The following is a 19,645-nucleotide window of genomic DNA, read 5'->3' as shown; positions in this document are numbered from 1 at the left end:
TAATTCTAATAAATTATTAGCTAATTTATACCTGATTTTGCCTAGATGATTAGGTGGAAGTTTAAATATATTTTTCAACTAGTAAATCATAATTATCTAAATTTGTTTCACTAATTTCAATATCTTCAATTTTTTCACCAATTCCTAATTGCTGCTTATTTAATACAATTAATCATTCATTCTGTCTAGATCAACGGTAAATTACTGAAGATAAATCCTGGACAGGTAAAGGTTCTTCAATTTTATCTTCTTGCAATTTATTTACGGTTGCAAAATAATTATTGTTCGAATCTGGAAAATTTTTTATAGTTAGTGTTTCTAAGTTTAATTTTTGTGAATGTTCATCATAATTTATATTTATCACTTCTTCATAAAATGCTAATCCAGATATTAGTAATAAATTATCTTTAAAGAAGTTTTCGCTTATGCCGTTAAATTCAATTAGGTTATCCAAACTGTCTGCTTGTAATTTTTTTAAACTTAAAATATTTGAATCATCAGTTAATTTACTTAAAGGCAAGTCTTTAGAATATGCCAAATATTGCTTAAAATCGGAAAATGAATCAATTATTTTGTAAAAATTCGGAAATCTATCGTATTGTGATTTTCCACTTATACTTTGTTTGAATTTTATATTTAATTCCTGTTTATTTAACAATTGACTTTCAAATAGTTTATTAATTTCCTTTGAAGTTAGTGATTCAATTATTTCTCTATTTTTTATAGTGTCAATAAAACCAGTAATATAATTTTTTATATCAGATTCCTTAAGCGGATAATCTTTGAATTTTAATTTTGCAAGTTCATTTTGTAAATTTAAATTAAATGAATAATTAACTTTTACTGCTAAATTCAATATTTCTGATTCGATATTTATGGTTTTGATTTTTTCTATATTACGCTCAATTTTGTTTGCAATAGATAAATTTAATTCGTAATTTATTTTTTCTTTTTCAACAATATTTGATGTATCGGGGGGATTACATGCTGCTAATGGGATTGATAAAAATGTAAAAAATGACAAAATTAATTTAGTGTACTTTTTCATTTAATTATCCTTGTCTCAAATAACATAGCTTAAAGACATTTTATCAATAGCTTTGGTTACGTATTTTGATTCTGCGGTTCTATATTTCACAATTCTAATTCTAAAACTATTTGTATAACCTCCATATCTATTTTCATACACCAATCTTTCAACATTTGTAGATGAACTTCGTGCTGATACTGCTGTTTCCCATCTTTGTCCTCATGCATTTCAATTTTCTAAGTAAACATCGAAATCAGAATATATTGTTCCTTTAATAATTGTGTAACCTTCTTGAAAGTTAGCTTGTCCTTCTTTAGTTTTATGAGTTGGCCCGCCATTTGAACCAAAAATAATTGCTGGACCTTCACGAGGGATAAAATCATATAAAAAATTATTTCTCGGAAGTTCAACTTCCATTTTATATCCTGCATTGTATAATCACGCAACACCAATTGATATGATTTTGCCGTAATCTATTATAAACATATCAGTGGTAACTTCAAATTTTTTAGTTTGATGAGGAACTTCATACTGTTTTACGTTTTGTGCCGCAATTTTAATTGAGTCATAATCTAATTTACCTGCTCCTACTTTTTTATCAAAACCATTGTAGCGAATGACATCATTTTTTCTTTCGCCATTAGTGTATGGTTTGTTTTTAAAATTATTGCCAGAAGCAGCCAATATTGCCATATGAGTATCTACTCTACTATTAAGATTTTTGAATTTTTGATCAACTAGGGCTAATCCTAATGTAACTCTTGGAGCCGAAAAACTTGTGCCAACAGCATCATAAAATCCACTTTCTGTTTTTTTGGACTTTATTATAACATTATCTTCGGCAACAATAATCGGCTTAGGTAAATCAGTAAATGAATAATATTTATTACTCAGTCCGCTTTCTTCGACTCCAGATTCAGAATAATCTGTTTTTGAAATTAGTTCTGTATTATTTTTATTTAATGATTTAGAGTATGCTCCAACCGCTATAACATTCGGACTAAGTGCTCAACCTTCAATTTTTTCGTAATTTCTTCCTTCAAATGTTTCTTCGGCATCATTTCCTGCAGCAAAAATATTTGTAATATTGTATCTCTGTGAAATATAATCTAAGTAGTAATTGAACTGGTCGTATCCAACATAACCCATAAACCTTTTGTCAATTGTTACTTCCTTGCCATTTACTATTCCTTTAATATGTTCAACAATAGTTCTTTTATAACTATGATTTATTATTTTTACACCATTTTGAATCATTCATTCAAAAGTTTTTATTAGATCTGTGTAATTTGTAACAACACCACTGTAAATTTCTGTATCGTTGGTAATAGAATTTTTTCCGGTAATTAATGATGCCACTGCTGTAGCATGATCAGATGTTTTATTAAATGTAATATCCTTATCCATAGTATGAATAGTGTTTCTTCAAATATTAAATGCATCATTATTCTTATCTACATATCCACCAGCTTCTAATACTCCCACTTTTACTTTACCTAAATGTGAATTATTTGATCTAGTTTTATGATAATTGTAAAGTTCGTTTCTAAATAGATTATTATTAATCCTTATTGGTGTTATGTCTTCAATCTTGTCATAAAATAACTCGCGATTTACAATATTATTTGAAACTTCGGAAATTGAAAAATCTACAAATGGTAAAGACATTAAAATATTGTCATTATTTTCATAAAATTTTTCATCATCAAATGTAATTAAAATTAATGGTAAAACAGATGAAATATGAATCTGATTAATTTGTGAAAAATTTTGTTCAGATAGTGTTTTTATAATTTCATCTATATTGTCTGTAGATTTTAAATAAATACTTGTCGTATATTCTTTTGTTTCGACTATATCATGGAAAGATTTATCTAATTGGACCATATAAGATTTATTCTTAATGGTTATTATTTTGCTCTTATTTTTTATTTCGGTGTCAGAGTTTTTATAAATTGGTTCAACACTACCTTCTAAATTTACTTTATTATTATTTAATGAATTGGGTAATTTATAAGAGAGATTTTGCAAATTATTAGAAGCAATACCAGCAATAAGTGTAACTGTAAGTGCTGATGCTGCTAAAAGGCTTATTAATTTATTTTTTTTCATATTTTTCCTTTACTTAATTTAGTTAACTACTTATCACTCCTTTCCTAAGTAAATTATCTCATTTTCACAATTAATGCTTATGATTTAGTGTCTCTATGCACTTAAATTAGAGCCAAAACTCCATCTAAAAACAAAAAATAACAGACATATAAAGCCTGTTATCAATTCATTAATGTAAATCTAAAGCGTCTTTAGCAATTACATATTCTTCATTTGTTGGAACAACATAAACTGCAATTGCACTATTATTTGTAGAAATTTTTAAATAATCGCTTGGACGTTTTTCATTTTCTAGTAAATCAATTTCAATATTAACTAGTCTTAATTTTTCAACCACTTTTTTTCTAATTACTGAAGAGTTTTCGCCTACTCCTGCTGTAAAAACAATGGCATCAATATTTTTACAATGACCTAATTTATTTAAATAAATCACAATATAATCTGCAATTTTTTGACTATATAGTTCTAAAGCAAATTCAGCATCAACATCGCCTTCTTCGGCTTTTGAAATTACATCACGCATGTCACTAGAAACACCTGAAACACCTTTTAATCCACTATCTTTATTTAGTGCTTGTGTAAATTCAGTAATTGACATTTTAGTTTTATTCATCACAAATTCAGCAATAGAAGGATCAATATCACCAGAACGAGTTCCCATCATAACACCTGCTAATGGTGTTAATCCCATACTTGTGTCTAATGATTTAGAATGTTTTACAGCTGTAATTGAAGCACCATTACCAATGTGAGCAGAAACTATATTAACTTCTTGTTTTGATAAAATTTGCTCCATTTTTTTAGTTATATATAAGTGGCTTGTTCCGTGTGCTCCGTATTTTCTAATCCCTAATTCTTTAGTTCATTTTAAAGGAACTGGATAAACATAACTTAGTTTTGGCATGCTTGAGTGAAATGCTGTATCAAAAGAAACACTTAATTTAGCATGTGGCATTTCTTTTTTAAAAGCTTTAATTGAAGCAATAGCAGCAGGATTATGTAAAGGAGCTAGATCAATATTATCAGTTAAAGCTTGTAATACTGAATCAGTTAAAATTTCTGATTTAGTAAATGTAGGTCCTGCATTTACAGCTCTAAAACCGATGTGAGTAATTTCTTTAGAATCTTTATAAAGATTAATTTCTTTTCACAAGCTTAAAAATGCTTTAACCGTTTGAGCATGGTTATCTAATTTTAATTCTTTAGTGAATTTTTTACCATTAAATTTAAAACTAATATTAGAAACATTTAAGCCAATTCTTTCAGCAATTCCTTCAGCTATTACTTCCATTGACTGGCTATCTAAAAGCGCAACTTTCATTGAACTTGAGCCAGCATTTATTACTAAAACTTTTGACATTATTTACCTTCTTTTAGTGAATGTGCTTGAATTGCAGTAATGAAAACAGTATTAACAACGTCTACAGTTTTAGCACCGCGGCTTAAATCATTAACTGGCAGTGCAACTCCAGTAATAATTGGTCCGAACGCATCATATACACCTAAACGTTGAGCAATTTTGTATCCAATGTTTCCTGCACCTAAGTCCGGAAAAATAAATAAATTTGTTGCATCATTAAATTCTGGATTTTTATATTTTTTCGATAATATTTCAGGGCTAAAAGCTGCATCAAATTGAATTTCACCCAAAGCAGGACGATGTGGATTTTCTTGATTATATCTTTCTTTTGCTTCAAGCATTTTTGTACTTTGAGGACTAGTAGCTGAACCTTGAGTTGAAAAAGATAGAAAAGCAGGTTTAACATTCATTTTAAAGCTTTCCATAAATTTAGCTGAATTATTTGCAATATCAACTAATTGCAATGCATCTGGTTCAATATTTATACTAATATCTGAAAAAACCATCATTTTTTCTTCTTTAGCCATAATCATTAATGAACTAATAGTTTTAACACCTTTTTGAGGTCCGATAACTTTAAAAGCAGCTCTTAAAATATCAGCTGTGCTGTAAGCAAGACCGCCAACTACGCCGTCAAATTGCCCGCTTTTTAATAACATCATCGCATAAAAAGGTCTTGTTTTTAAAGCCTTTTTAATTGAATCCATGCTGTCTTTTCCTTTTCTTTGTTCAAAAAGCAACTCACAAAAATTTTTGTATTGAGCTTCATTTTTATTAATATTAATAAATTCTAATGAGCCAATGTTTAAGTCTTGTTCAACAAGTAAAGTAATTTCAACATTTGGATATTGTTCTAATATCTTTGCTGCTTCGATAGCACGTTGGTCATCACCATCTACTATCAAGATTTTAATAGGTTCTTTAATTGTCTCCATTCTTTTTAAGATGTATGGAGCCGCATTAATTGCCATATTTCCTTCTTTCTATAATAATAAATTTAATACTTTAATTATACACGTAGTAGTTAATAATTATTGTTTGTAACAATTAAATCTAATGTAAATCTTTGGTAATAATTTATCTAATCTAAGCATAAAATAGCTAAATTGTAATTAAAAAGCACCCGAAATTATAATCGGGTGCTTTTTAAAATATATTAGCTGTAAATTATTATCAGGTTCTTCAATATCGAGTATGAGGTTCTCAAATTTGTATATAAGGAACTATAAAGTTTACAACATTATAACTATCAACTCTATTGCCATTTTCATCAATAGCATCAAAAACTATAGTAACTCCAATTTGGTTATCTGAACCAACTGAAAAATAACGCATTACCGCAACTTTATTACTTGTTAAAAAGTTATATAATTCTTGATTAATTGAAAACTTTTGATTAACGTCTCTATTGTTTATTTTATTTTTGTCAATAACCGGTTGGAAAGAATCTTTTATATGTGGATAAACTAAGCGTTGAAACCAAATTACTTCAGCAACTCTTTGTCAATTGTAATTTGAAAGTCATTGTCTAGTTCTAGCTGCTAAATGTAGTTTTACAGTCATTTCTTCAATGTAAAATGCTTCTGAAAGATTAACTTTGTAAGGTTGCATTTTCATGATGAAAAAATACTTAATATTGTTTTGGTCAATCAATTCTAAATTGAAACTATGTTTTGAATTGGCAAGCGGGTTTAAAACAACTGATTTGAAACTTGTTTTTCTAATAAATTCAACAACTTGTAAATTTGAATTTTTTAATTCATCTAAAACTGGCTGTAATTTTTCTTTAGCATCATTTGCAGATGCAGCAAAATACTTTCTAATTAAAGTAAGAGGATAAGTACTGTTCATTTCAATTGTTGTACCATTGTAATTTAGTAATTCATCTTGTTTTTTTAATTCAAAAACCAAAGTAAACTTTCTAGATTTATGAGCTACTTTGATTGTTGCAGTTAATGGATTTTGACCAATTATTGCTTTTGTATTGAAATTAAAAATTACACTTTCAATAGCAACATAATTGTTGATTTCTGAAAATTCGCTCAATTTAACAAAATTTCTTATTTTCAAAATCGCTTCACTAAATGGAAGAACTCTTAATTCATCATACAATTGTTTTAGTGATTGTGAAGCACTAATTTCTAATGATTTTGTATTTTGCAATTTAGTAATTAATGCATTAACTTTTTCTAATTCAAGTTTTTCTTGCTTTGCTTTTTGCTCGATTTCTTTTTGAAGTGCTTTTTGGAATTCTTCTTGAGCAACTTTATTTAAAAATGCTTGGTATTCAACTTTTGATAAAAAACCAACAATTTGTACATTGATGTGTCTAATTTTGTTATTTATTAATGCACTTAATTGTAATTCTAGATACCCACTTGAACTATCATTATTAGCTTTATTCAATACTATATTTGATTGAAATGCAAAATTTAGTTCTTTTTTAATAAGTTCATTAAAAACAGTTAAAGATGATTTATCTAGATTGGCTTTTAAATAGTCTTCTTGAGCTTTAACTGAATTTCCCTTTAAGAATGATTCATAAAAATCTTCTGCAGTTTTATTAACACTAATAATTAATGAATTGTTTTTGCTTTTTACTAATTTTTCAAGTGCTTCAAATTGTTCTACAGATTTAGAATCAATTACGACAAAATTAACTAAATTAAAACTTATAATGACTGTTTCGTTTTTAGATTGTAATTTCAGTTTTATGTTTACTTTATTTTGTAAATTGCTAACTTCAGTTGTAAAGTCAACTAAATAGTCTTTACCTAAAAATTCAAAATTTTGGAAATTTGATTCAAGTTTAGAAATTAAATTATCTTTAGTTAAACCAGAAGAAAAAGCATTTAAATCAAGTGATGCATTTAAATTTTTATATTCTGACATATATGATTTTTTAATAGTTTCTAATTCTATTAATGCAGTATCAATTTCTGGACTTGTTGAATTATTAGAACTTGCATTTTCTTGAGCAAAATCTGCAAGTCTAAAATTAATTTCTCAACTTTTATCAGAACTAGTCATAGTTACTTTTAAATCAACAACTAATTTATCTCAATCTGTAATTTCAAGTTTGCTAACCCTATATTCTGGTCTTGAATTTAATAATGTTCTTAGTTCATCGTTAAAAGAATAAACATAAGTTACTTTATCGGCATTTGATTTTGAATTAAATTGCTTTTCAAAAACTGATGTTTGTATTTTTGGATTAACCGGAAAACTTCTTGAAGTTAATTTAGTAGTGAAATTTTTAATTTCTTCTTCAAAGGTATTTGGAGTAACAACTTCAACATTAGTATTTGAGTTATAACTAAAAAGTGTTTTGTTAAAATCCGAAATTGTAATTTCGCTTTGACTTTGTACAGTTTCGTTTTTTAAGACATAAACATTCATTACAGCTTTTTCATCACTTAATTCAGTAACTTCAATTTCTAATTTTTCATCATCTTTTAATTTTTTTGTATCAATATATTTAGAAACTTGGTCTGCACTCATTTTCCCTTTAGAAAAAATACTTTGAGCGCTTTCTGTTCTATTGAAATCAAAATTTTTAATTTGCTCAACAAATTCAGATGAATCTGTATTTTGGACAGCTTGAACAGGTTCTATAGTAACGTTTTTATTATTTCTAGTGCTAACAATGATTCCTGAAGCAGCTCCTGCTCCTACTACAAAAACTCCCAATCCTGCGGTTAGTAAAATAACGGTTTTTTTATTTAACACAGTTGCCTCCGATTAAATATATTTCCATATTTGATTTGGTACGGTAATAATATCACATTAAAATTTTTTTGTTTAATTTTCAAATTTGTGGAAAAATCGCTTTTTTACTTCTTCGACATAGTATTTAAATAGATTAAATTTACATTTTTATAATAATTAAATGTCAGTTTATTTAAAAGCGGAAATATTTTATAAACTAGTGAGTTAATTACATAATGACTAGTTTTAGTATTTAATCTTAATACTCTTAAATTTCTGATTAATTCGAATGTTTTTACTAATAATCAAGTTATAAAAGTAAAGATTATTAACAAAACTGGGTAAAAAACTAGTGAAACAATCGAAACATTAACTTGTACTTTCACAATACTTAAATCTAAATAAGAATAATATAGTTCTATGTAATGAATATTTAAACTAAGAATTACAATTGTTAAAATTAATAAAACTACAAAAACTATAACTAGCAAATTAAAATAAATCAAGCTGCTTTTCTTTCTAAATCTTAAATAGTTTTCTGATTGTTTGGATTCCGAATTTGAATATCAATACTTACCTATCATGTAAAGCAAAATAGAGCCTGTTAAAACTGTTGCACTTAAAATTGCAAAGATGCTTAAAGGAATTATGGTATTAACATATGCTATTACATCATTATTAATCACTGAAGGATTAAACTGGTAGTGGATTGTTATTAATGTATATGAATATAAAATGAATAATGTCACAGATATTGCAATTACAAATGTTGATAAAATTGTAAAAGCTGCTTTTTTTATATTCATGATAGTTCTATTTTAATCTATTTTAGTCAAAATAAAAATGAGCAATATTGCTCACTTAGGTACATTTGTATATGGTGCCCGTGACTGGACTCGAACCAGCATGCTTTCGCGGTTGATTTTGAGTCAACTGTGTCTGCCATTTCACCACACGGGCCTGTTTAAAATTATAAACCAATTCTATAAAAGCAAATTAAATTTTATAATGGCCTAAGTTGATATAAGAATATGTAAAATTATTTGTCTTACTACAAAGAGTAATAAAAAATGTTCCGAAGAACATAAATTAGTCATTTAAAATGAAATGGTACGCCCTAGAGGATTCGAACCTCTGACCCAATGGTTAAAAGCCATTTGCTCTACCTGCTGAGCTAAGGGCGCTTAAATGGTACCCGAAACTGGACTTGAACCAGCACAGCATTTCTGCCGGGGGATTTTAAGTCCCCTGCGTCTACCTATTCCGCCACTCGGGCAAGTGTTTTTTTGCTTAGTAGGCTTATTTATTATATACATGCATTGTAAAAATGAAGTAAATTTTTTAAGAAATTTTTATTTGAATTACGGATGTTTTTTTTGATAGCAAAAGCAATTTAACAAAATTAAATTTTTTTAGCACTAGAAGGCTAAGAGTGCTAAAATTAAAATATAAAAACATTAGGAGGTAATTATGCAAGCAAATTTTACAGAAAACGATAATCGCAAACCATTGGAAAAATATGGAAGAAATCTTACTGCTTTAGCAAGAGAAAATAAACTAGAGCCGGTAATTAATCGTGATGGCGAAATAAGGCAAATGATTCGAATATTGTCTAGAAAAAGTAAAAATAACCCAGTTTTAATTGGAGATCCAGGTGTTGGAAAAACTGCAATTGTTGAAGGATTAGCTAGAAAAATTGTCGAAAAGCAAGTTCCGTTAGATCTATTAAATAAGGAATTATACGAAATTGATTTACCTTCGTTAATTGCAGGAGCTTCATATCAAGGCCAATTTGAAAAGCGACTAAAAGATTTGTTAAAACAAATCGAAAACGAAAACGGGAGAATCATTCTTTTTATAGATGAAATTCACATGATTAGTGGAATGGGTAAAAATTCAAGTGGAAGTGGTATGGATGCTGCCAACATTATAAAACCTATGTTAGCACGCGGGCAAATGCATTTAATTGGTGCTACTACTTTAAATGAATTTAAGCAATACATTGAAACTGACCCTGCCTTTGAAAGAAGAATGCAAAAAATTATTGTTAATGAATCAACAGTTAACGACACAATTACAATATTGCGCGGTATTAAAGATAGATTTGAAGCATTCCATAAAGTTAAAATAGATGATGAAGCTTTAGTTACAGCTGCAACTATGAGTGATAGATATATTGCTGATAGATTTTTACCAGATAAAGCAATTGATTTAGTAGATGAAGCAGCAGCTTCAATAAAAGTAGAAATGAACTATGAACCGTTAGTAATTATTGAAGAAAAAGAAAAAAGAGCTTCTTTAGAAATGGAAAAAGTTGCATTGCGTTCTAGTGATGCAGATAAACATAAAAATAGGTTAGATGAAATTGATGAATTATTAAAAGATAGTCAAGAAAAATACAAAGATTTAGAAAAAAAATGACTTAAATCTAAATCTAATATTGATAAATTAGCAATTTTGCAAGATAAAATTTATGAAACAAATCATAAAATTGAACAATATTATAGTGAAGCAGATTACGAAAAAGCAGCTGCTTTAAAATATAATTCATTGCCAAAATTAGAAGAAGAAACTAAAAAATTAGAAGAAGCAATCAATAACGATCCTGATCAATTAATAAAAAATAAAGTTACTCGTGAAGAAATTATGATAATAATTTCAAAATGAACTGGTATACCAGCTTCAAAATTAGCAAAAACTGAAAGAGATAAAATCTTGCATCTTGATTCTGAATTAAGAAAGCAAATTAAAGGTCAAAATGAAGCTATTAAAGAAGTTCATAAAATAATTATGAGAAATAAAGCTAATATAAACGATCCTAGAAAACCTATTGGCTCATTCTTGTTTTTAGGTCCTTCAGGTGTTGGAAAAACAGAAATGGCTCGTGCTTTAGCAAAAATTCTTTTTGCAAGTGAAAACGATTTAATTAGACTTGATATGTCAGAATATATGGAAAAACATTCTGTTTCTAAATTAATTGGTAGCCCTCCAGGTTATATTGGTTTTGAATCAGGTGGACAATTAACAGAAAAAATTAGAAGAAGACCTTATTCAATCCTTTTAATCGATGAAATCGAAAAAGCTCACCCAGATGTTATGAATATTTGATTGCAGCTTTTAGATAATGGAGAATTAACTGATTCACAAGGCAGAAAAATTAATGGTAAAAATTTAATTGTTATTATGACAAGTAATCTTACTTCATCAATTGAAAATATTAATCAAGCTTCTGAAAGTCAAGTAACAACAGAATTATTAAAATTTTTACGCCCCGAGTTTTTAAATCGAATTGACTCAACTGTAATTTTTAATAAGTTAGATGAATCGACTAAAGCTGAAATTGTCAAATTAGAATTATCAAAATTAGCTCAAAGATTAAGTAAAAATCACTACAATATTTCGTTTGATGAAAATGTTATTTATCAAATTAGTCAAAGAGGTTTTAATGAGCAATACGGTGCCCGTCCAATTAAAAGATATCTTCAAGACAATATTGAATCAATGCTAGCGCAAAAAATTCTTGAACAAGATTTAAGTGTTGATTTACATTATATTATTAGTTATGAAGCTGGTAAATTTGTCACAAGAAAATCTTTGCCAAATTAAATCATAAAATAGCTTACTAATAAAATAACGCCACCCCAATATTTTTGGAGGTGGCTTTTGTTTTAAGGTAATTTTAAATTTTAATTTAATGAAAAATGTCTCATTTGAGACACTAATTTAATTCTATTTTTTCTTGAATAACTTAGAAAAGAAACCACGTTTTTTAGGTGAATCATCAATTTCTTGTGAATTAGTTTCTACATCTTCAAACATTGATTCGATATTTTCTTTACCAGCTGAATGTTCATCTAAGAAATCATCAACTTGTGATAAATCTTGTTCTTCGGTAACACTTAAAAATTCGTCTGTATCTGTACCATTTTCAGATTCAAGTTCATCTTCTAAAGTATCACTATTAGACATTTCGATTGTACTTTCATTTTCAATTGTACCAGTTTGTTCTTGTGTAGAGTAGCTTTGTTCATCAGTAGTGAAATTTTCAAAAGCATCTTCTTGAGTTGAATAACTATCTTCAATATTAAAGTCTTCTTGAGTTTCTTCTTGAGTTATGTAATTTTCTTTAGTATGGAAATAATCTTCTTGAGTATTTGCTTGCTCTTGTGTATTGTAAGTTTCTTCTGTGTGATGATCCTGATGCTCAACATCTTCATGTTCATGAGTGTCAAATGCTTCTTCTTGTGTTTCGGTAACTAATAATAAATCATCGGCTTCATCGATTTCTTCAAATAATTCATCTGTTGAATGTTCAATTTCTGCACTTTGTTCAGCACTTTGACTAATTTCTGAAGCAACTACAACATCGTGAACTTGATCTTTACTGTCAATAACTTCTAGATCATTTAAAAGTGATTGTTCTAATTCGATTGTTGAAAGTTCTGAAAAGTCATTTTCTTCTTCATCTAAAAATAAATCTTGTGATTGATGTACTTCAACTTCTGGAGAACTCATATTCATTGTATCTGCATAAGCATCAAGTTCTCTAGATATTTCAACATGTGGTTCTTGAACCAAGACATCATCTAAACTATCATTTGCATAAACATTTGAATGCTCATATAAATCGATTGGCATTGCATCTCTATCTTGAATAACTTCTCAACCTGGTAATTCTTTACCTTCTATAAATTCTATAGAAGCACCACCACCAGTTGAAATATGACTAAAGTAATCTGCTGCATGTAAAGTTTCAATTGCGGCTACTGAATCTCCACCACCAACAACACTGTATAGTGAGCCTGATGCTTTAACTGCTTCAACTACTCCGTGAGTACCTGCTTGGTAATTTTTAAATTCTGTAACTCCCATAGGTCCGTTTCAGAATAATGTTTTTGCAGTAGGAATTCCTTCTAGTTCGTCTCCAACAATATGTTTTTTAATTAATTTAATTGTTTCAGGTCCAATATCCATTCCGATAAAAGTTGCTGGAATTTCAATTGGATTTTCTGAATTGAATTGAGGTGGAAAATCTTTAAATTCTCTTGAGATTGCATGATCAATTGGAAGAATAAGCTTGTCATGGTATGTTTTAATGAATTCACGAGCTAATTCAATTTTGTCTTTTTCAACTAATGAATTACCGTAACCAACACCTTGTGCAGCCATAAATGTATATGCCATAGCTCCACCGATTACTAATTTATCAACATTGTCTACTAATTTTTTAAGAACTTCAATTTTATCACTAACTTTTGCACCACCAACAATAGCAATATATGGTCTTTCAGGACTGTGCAATGCAACTTCAAGCGCTTGAATTTCTTTTTTAACTAAAAATCCTAATGCTGATTCTTTAATATATGTTGCGATCCCAACGTTAGAAGCGTGTGCTCTATGAGCTGTACCAAATGCATCGTTAATGAAAACATCACCTAATGAAGCCCAGTATTTTCCTAGTTCTGCATCATTACCTGATTCAAGCTTTCCATTTAAATCTTCAAATCTTGTATTTTCAACTACAACAACTTCTCCATCTTTCATTCTGTCAATTGTAGCTTCTAATCTTTTACCTCTTGTTTGAGGTACAAATTTAACATCTTCTCCAAGTAATTCAGCTAATTTTGCTGCAACTGGTGCTAATGTATTTGCTTCTTTATCCTCTTTAGTTTTAACTCTTCCTAAGTGAGAAAAAACAATAGCTCTACCACCGTGGTCAATGATATGTCTTAATGTTTCTAATGCAGCTTCTATTCTTGTAGTTGAAGTAATTTGTCCTCTTTTGTTCATAGGAACATTAAGGTCAAGTCTAACTAAAACTTTTTTACCTCGCAGTTCTAAATCTGTGATGTGTTTTTTCATTCTTTCCTCTCATGTACGAATAATTAACTATTCAATAACGATTAAGTTTAATTCTGGATTTATTCATTGAACTAATTAATTCATTGAGCTTTCAAATAAGACTCAAAAGGTATTATAAATTACTAAATCCATGAATTAATATAATTTTACCAAAATATTTAATTTTCTATATTGTTTTTATCTTGGGTGCGTCAAAAAAATTGACAAATTTATAATTAATTTCACAAAATAAAATTAACTTTAAATTGCTCAAAACAAACTAAAAAATTAAATATTTTGAATCTAATTTTTGTCTGTATTTGTTTTTAAAACTGCCAAAAATGCTTCTTGCGGGATGTTAACTGAACCAATTGCCTTCATACGCTTTTTACCTTCTTTTTGTTTTTTAAGAAGTTTTTGTCTACGCGTTACGTCTCCACCATATAGTTTTGCAGTTACATCTTTTCGGTAAGCTTTTATGGTTTCTCTAGCAATTACTTTAGCGCCAATAACGGCTTGAACCGGCACTTCAAAAGATTGTCTTGGAATTACTTCTTTTAATCTTTCAACTAGTGCTTTACTTTTTTCATATGAAAAGTCAATGTGACTAATAAAACTAAAAGCATCAACTTTTTCACGATTTAAAAGTATGTCAACTTTTTCTAGTCTTTGTTCTTTATAACCAATCATTTCATAATCAAATGATGCATAACCTTTTGTAACTGATTTTAATCTATCAAAAAAATCTAAAATAATTTCACCAAGTGGCATTTCATAAATTACAGTCATTCGTTTTGAATGATATTCAATATCGATATACTTACCGCGTTTAGAATTACATAATTCCATTACAGCTCCAATATATTCTTCAATTACTAATATTTTCGCTTTAATAAATGGTTCTGCCATTTTAGTAATGTAATTTTTTTCTGGAAAATCTGCTGGATTAGAAATATATTCAACACTTCCGTCTGTTTTAGTTACTTCATATGTAACACTCGGACTAGTAGCTATTAAATCAACATTGAATTCTCTAGAAAGTCTTTCTTGTAAAACTTCCATATGTAAAAGTCCTAAGAATCCAACTCTAAATCCAAAACCTAATGCTTTTGAAGTTTCTAATTCTCAAGTAATCGAACTATCACTTAAGGCAATTTTTTCTAATGAATCTTTTAGCATTGGATAATCTTTACCATCTATTGGGTAAAAACCGGTAAAAACAACTGCTTTCATTTTTTTATAACCAGGTAAAGCATTTTCAGTGGGTCTGTCAACTAAAGTAATTGTATCTCCAACAGAAACATCTTTAGCATTTCTAATTGAAGCAGCTATTCAACCTACTTCACCAGCTTCAAGAAATTCTTTTTTAACTTCAACAGGAGTTTTAACTCCTAATTCAGTAACATGGAATTCATTTTTAGTTGCCATAAAAATGAATTTATCGCCTACTTTTATTTTACCTTCGATGATTCTAACTAAAAGTACAACACCGCGGTAAGGATCAAAATATGAATCAAAAACTAAAGCTTTTAATGGTTTAGAATCATCAGCATTTTTTGGTGCAGGAATTTTAGCAACAATAGCTTCCATAACCGCTTCAATATTTATATTATTTTTAGCAGAAATTAAAATAGCATCACTAGCATCTATACCAATAATTTCTTCAATGTCATTTTTAACTTTTTCAACATCAGCTGAAGGTAAATCAATTTTGTTAATTATTGGAATAATTTCTAAATTATTTTCAATAGCTAAATAAACATTAGCTAAAGTTTGGGCTTCGATTCCTTGCGAAGCATCAACAATTAATAAGGCTCCTTCACTAGCTGCTAAAGATCGCGATACTTCATAAGTAAAATCAACATGGCCAGGTGTGTCAATTAAATGGAAAGTGTAGTCTTTATATTTAATTTGAGCTGCATTCAATTTAATTGTAATACCGCGTTCTCTTTCTATATCTAAAGAATCTAAATGCTGAGCTAATAGATCGCGTTTTTCAACTGCATTAGTTAGTTCTAAAATCCGATCTGCTAATGTACTTTTTCCATGATCAATGTGGGCTATAATTGAAAAATTTCTTATTCTTGATTTATCCATATAAAATCAAATTATAAATTAAATTAATATTATTAAGATAATTAGCTGCTTATCTTTAAATTTAAGCAAGGCAATAATAACCTATCGTTAAAAATGAATTATAATTAATAGGTTATGGATTTAAAAAAATATATTAAAGATGTTCCAGATTTTCCTTCAAAGGGAATAATCTTTAAAGACATTTCGCCTTTATTAGCAAATGGTAAAGCGCTTAATTATACAATTAAACAAATTGCTGAAATGGCTAAAGATGCTGACATTATAGTAGGACCAGATGCACGTGGTTTTCTTTTTGGTACACCAGTAGCTGCTTTTTTAGAAAAACCTTTTATTATGGTCCGCAAAGCAGGTAAATTGCCTGGTGAAGTAATCAGAAAAAATTATGCCTTGGAATATGGAAAAAATATTTTAGAATTACAAAAAGGCTACGTAAAAGCTGGTCAAAAAGCCGTTATCATTGATGATGTATTAGCTACAGGTGGTACTTTAAATGCAATCATTGATTTACTTACTTCTCAAGGAGTTAGTGTTATAAAAATTATAGTTTTAATGGAATTAGCTTTTTTAGAAGGAAGAAAAATATTAAATGCTCCAGTAGAGAGCTTAATTACAGTTGAATAGGAAAAATATGCAATATAAAAAATATGAAGATGTACCTGAAAAATATCGATTTGATCTAGAAGCAATTTTAGAAGGATCAACAATAGAAAGTCTTTTTGAAAAAATTACTCAAGGTGCAGAAAAATTAGTTGAAGTTAAAGATGAATATTTAAAAGATAAAGATTCATTTTTAAAATTTTTAAAAGCTTATGATAGATGGTCAAAATTAGTTGATAAAGCATCTAATTATATTTCTAATAATTTAGCAGTAAATGTAATTGATCCAAAATATAACCAACTAAATCAAAAATTTATGACAATTTATTACAAATTTATAGCTAAGTTTGGTGATCATGAAAAAAGAATTTTAGATGCAGAATCTTTACTTAAAGAATGATTAAAAGATGAAGCATTTAAAAACTATCGTAAAGATTTAGAATTTACATTAAATTCAAAAAAATTTAGACTTCCAGCTAAAGTTGAAGAATATCTTAAAAAAAGAGCATATGCTGATATTAATTTAAGTGAAATTTTTTCAGTTATTTCTAATTCAGAATTAGATTATGGTTATGCTCAAACAAAAGAAGGTAAACGTAAAACTAAAATAACTTTAGCCAATCATGTTTCATTACTTGAAGATAAAGATGAAGACTTTAGAAAAAGCGCTTACATTGGCTACAACAGAGGTTTTGCAAAACATAGACAATCATTTGCTAAATTACTAATTTCACATTTTAGAGACATTTCTGCTGCTGCATTATTAAGAGGTCACAAATCTAGTGTTGAATCATATTTATGAGAAGATCAAGTTGATAAAGTTTTAGTAAAAAACTTATATCAAAAAGTAGCTTCAAATACTCATATTTTGCAAAAGTACTGAACTAACTATGCTAAATTTTTTAAATCTAAGTATAATAAAACTTACAAAAGATGAGATTCAAAATTACCTTTAGTGAAAGTTCAAAGTAAATACTCAGTTGAAGAAGCTCAAGAATTAATATTAGCCGCAACAAAAGATTTGGGTCAAGAATACCAAGATGTTCTTAAGAAAGCATTTAATGAAAACTGAATAGATTATATGCCAGTTGATAATAAAAGAAGTGGTGCATATTCAATAGGACAGTCTTATCCATTAGAAAAAAAATATATAAACATGAACTATGATTACAAATTGACTTCAGTTAAAACTTTAGCTCATGAACTGGGTCATTCAATGCACTCTTATTTTTCAGATAAAAAGCAAGCATATAATTTAAGCCAATACCCAATTTTTCTAGCCGAAATTGCATCTATTTTTAATGAATTAATGCTTGAAGATTATTTAATGCACAAAACTAAAGATAAAAAATTACAATTTAATCTTTTAAGTGATTCAATACAAGATTTTCAAAATACAGTATTTAGACAAACTCACTTTAGCGAATATGAATACACTTTATATAAGGCAATGGATCAAAATGTGCCTTTGGGGACATTTGAAGATTTACAAAAAATATACCAAGATCTAGGTAACAAATATAAAATTGATAATTTCCCGGAAGTTGTTGAAAAACATGAACAAGCAATATTATCTGTTATGGTTCCGCATTATTATTATAATTTTTATGTTTATAAATATGCTATTGGTTATGTAGTTGCTAATGTATTTTTCAAAAAATACAAAGATGAAGGTATTTCAGCTTTAGAAAATTACATCGATAAATTCTTATCAATGGGTTCAAAATTATGACCTGCTGATTTACTAAAAGAATCAGGAATTGATTTATATAGTCCAGAAATTTACGATTTGGCTTTTGAATTATTGAATCAAAAAGTTGATAAATTTATTTCTTTAGGAAAAGAAATTTTTAAAAAATAATTATTTTTAAAGTGTTTAACAAAAACGCTTTTTTTGTTTTTCGATTAGTAAATGTTATAAAAATTTGCATTTTATATATTTCAAAAAACCATTGAAAAATAACATTATTAAAACGGTGTTCTAAATTACAATGTGGAAAAATGTGGAAATTTTTATCAACATTATAAAATGAACGGTAATTAGGTTTTATAATTGGATAAAGGAGGTATATATCGAAACAACTAAAAACACATATGCTCAAAAGTTTGAAAATTACATTCGAAGTCATAATATTGGGGAAAAATTAGTTTTAAACTCTAGAAGTAAACTGGCCGAATTGTATGAATGAAATGGTAATCCAATTGAAGGAAAAATATTAGATGATTATAAACTTAAATTAGACGTTACTTTAAGTTATAATGAAACTAATATGAAAAATAAATCGTTTGAAAGTCAACTTTTTGAGATGATCAAAGAAATTAAAGATGAAATTGTCGGCATTAAAGCAGATATCGTTGAAATGAAAACTGATATTGCGAACATAAAAGTTGAAATCGCTGATATAAAAGTTGAAATCGCTGAAATGAAAGTGGAGATTGCAGATATGAAAACTGATATCACAGTCTTAAAGGGATTTCATAATATTTAAAATATTTGTAACCATCGTGTAACTAAGCAAACTAGGTCATTAGGATAATGAAAGTGATATTGGCCTAGTTTAAAAGGCATTCTGAATCAGAGTGCTTTTTTAGTAAATCAAATTGCATTAATAATAGTAATATTTTGACGCAATCAAAAGTACATTTATTAAAACTATTAAAAACAAAGATGCTCAAAAGTTTGAAAATTACATTTGAAGTCATAATATTGGAGAAAACTTGGTTTTAAACTCTAGAAATAAACTGGCTGAATTGTATGAATGAAATAGTAATCCAATTGAAGGAAAAATATTAGAAGATTATAAACTTAAATTAGACGTTACTTTAAGTTATAATGAAACTAATATGAAAAATAAATCGTTTGAAAGTCAACTTTTTGAGATGATCAAAGAAATTAAAGC

The 19,645-nt window shown here is 28.0% G+C and carries 13 protein-coding genes and 3 tRNA genes; 5 read left to right on the top strand and 11 right to left on the bottom strand.

The annotated features are described in order from the left end of the window. Positions 1–61 precede the first annotated feature (61 nt). From CG473_RS00120 to CG473_RS00080, 9 genes are all read right to left on the bottom strand, one after another. A complete protein-coding gene (locus CG473_RS00120) occupies positions 62–1,048 on the bottom strand; it encodes a hypothetical protein (protein WP_094254286.1) in 987 nt (328 codons plus the stop codon). After that, positions 1,049–3,142 (bottom strand): S8 family serine peptidase, encoded by a 2,094-nt coding sequence (locus CG473_RS00115; protein WP_094254285.1) that lies wholly within the window; start codon positions 3,140–3,142, stop codon positions 1,049–1,051. A 169-nt stretch (positions 3,143–3,311) separates the two neighbouring features. After that, a complete protein-coding gene (locus CG473_RS00110; RefSeq protein WP_094254284.1) occupies positions 3,312–4,502 on the bottom strand; it encodes an acetate/propionate family kinase in 1,191 nt (396 codons plus the stop codon). Then, positions 4,502–5,473 carry a phosphotransacetylase gene (locus tag CG473_RS00105; protein WP_094254283.1) on the bottom strand — a complete coding sequence of 324 codons (972 nt, stop codon included), beginning with the start codon at positions 5,471–5,473 and terminating at the stop codon, positions 4,502–4,504. The genes CG473_RS00110 and CG473_RS00105 overlap by 1 nt, the downstream gene beginning before the upstream one ends. A 199-nt stretch (positions 5,474–5,672) precedes the next feature. Beyond that, the gene (locus tag CG473_RS00100) at positions 5,673–8,231 is read right to left on the bottom strand and encodes a hypothetical protein (RefSeq protein ID WP_094254282.1); all 2,559 of its coding nucleotides are present in this window, start codon (positions 8,229–8,231) and stop codon (positions 5,673–5,675) included. Between the two features lie 104 nt (positions 8,232–8,335). Beyond that, on the bottom strand, positions 8,336–9,016 hold the full coding sequence (locus tag CG473_RS00095; protein ID WP_094254281.1) for a hypothetical protein: 681 nt from the start codon (positions 9,014–9,016) through the stop codon (positions 8,336–8,338). Positions 9,017–9,088: 72 nt separating this feature from the next. Continuing rightward, positions 9,089–9,170 (bottom strand) — tRNA-Leu (locus tag CG473_RS00090). A gap of 148 nt (positions 9,171–9,318) precedes the next feature. Next, a tRNA-Lys gene (locus CG473_RS00085) sits at positions 9,319–9,394 on the bottom strand. 5 nt (positions 9,395–9,399) lie between these two features. Further along, positions 9,400–9,486, bottom strand: a tRNA-Leu gene (locus CG473_RS00080). Between the two features lie 194 nt (positions 9,487–9,680). Between CG473_RS00080 and CG473_RS00075 the strand changes: the two genes are divergently transcribed. Then, the gene (locus tag CG473_RS00075) at positions 9,681–11,816 is read left to right on the top strand and encodes an ATP-dependent Clp protease ATP-binding subunit (RefSeq protein ID WP_094254280.1); all 2,136 of its coding nucleotides are present in this window, start codon (positions 9,681–9,683) and stop codon (positions 11,814–11,816) included. A gap of 123 nt (positions 11,817–11,939) precedes the next feature. Here CG473_RS00075 and CG473_RS04345 read toward each other — a convergent pair whose 3' ends face one another. Together CG473_RS04345 and lepA are read right to left on the bottom strand one after the other, a co-directional pair. Beyond that, the gene (locus CG473_RS04345) at positions 11,940–14,072 is read right to left on the bottom strand and encodes a phosphoglycerate kinase (RefSeq protein WP_094254279.1); all 2,133 of its coding nucleotides are present in this window, start codon (positions 14,070–14,072) and stop codon (positions 11,940–11,942) included. 282 nt (positions 14,073–14,354) lie between these two features. Continuing rightward, entirely contained in the window at positions 14,355–16,148 is a 1,794-nt protein-coding gene (gene lepA, locus CG473_RS00065) for a translation elongation factor 4 (RefSeq protein ID WP_094254278.1), read from the bottom strand. Between the two features lie 114 nt (positions 16,149–16,262). Here lepA and CG473_RS00060 point away from each other — a divergent pair, with 114 nt between their 5' ends. The 4 genes from CG473_RS00060 to CG473_RS04215 all read left to right on the top strand — a co-directional run. Then, positions 16,263–16,769: an adenine phosphoribosyltransferase gene (locus CG473_RS00060; RefSeq protein WP_094254277.1), complete on the top strand. Its 507-nt coding sequence runs from the start codon at positions 16,263–16,265 to the stop codon at positions 16,767–16,769. A gap of 7 nt (positions 16,770–16,776) precedes the next feature. Then, positions 16,777–18,606, top strand: coding sequence for an oligoendopeptidase F (gene pepF, locus CG473_RS00055; protein WP_243720089.1), 1,830 nt, complete (start codon positions 16,777–16,779; stop codon positions 18,604–18,606). A 142-nt stretch (positions 18,607–18,748) separates the two neighbouring features. Continuing rightward, entirely contained in the window at positions 18,749–19,234 is a 486-nt protein-coding gene (locus CG473_RS00050) for a hypothetical protein (protein WP_166623169.1), read from the top strand. A gap of 229 nt (positions 19,235–19,463) precedes the next feature. Continuing rightward, positions 19,464–19,645, top strand: a 182-nt coding sequence (locus CG473_RS04215; protein ID WP_169709372.1) for a hypothetical protein, incomplete at its 3' end; no start/stop codon positions are given.

Source organism: Mycoplasma testudineum (genome assembly GCF_002245785.1).
Classification (GTDB): Bacteria; Bacillota_I; Bacilli_A; order Mycoplasmatales; family Metamycoplasmataceae; genus Mycoplasmopsis_B; species Mycoplasmopsis_B testudinea.
This window is presented reverse-complemented; position numbering and strand designations above follow the sequence as displayed.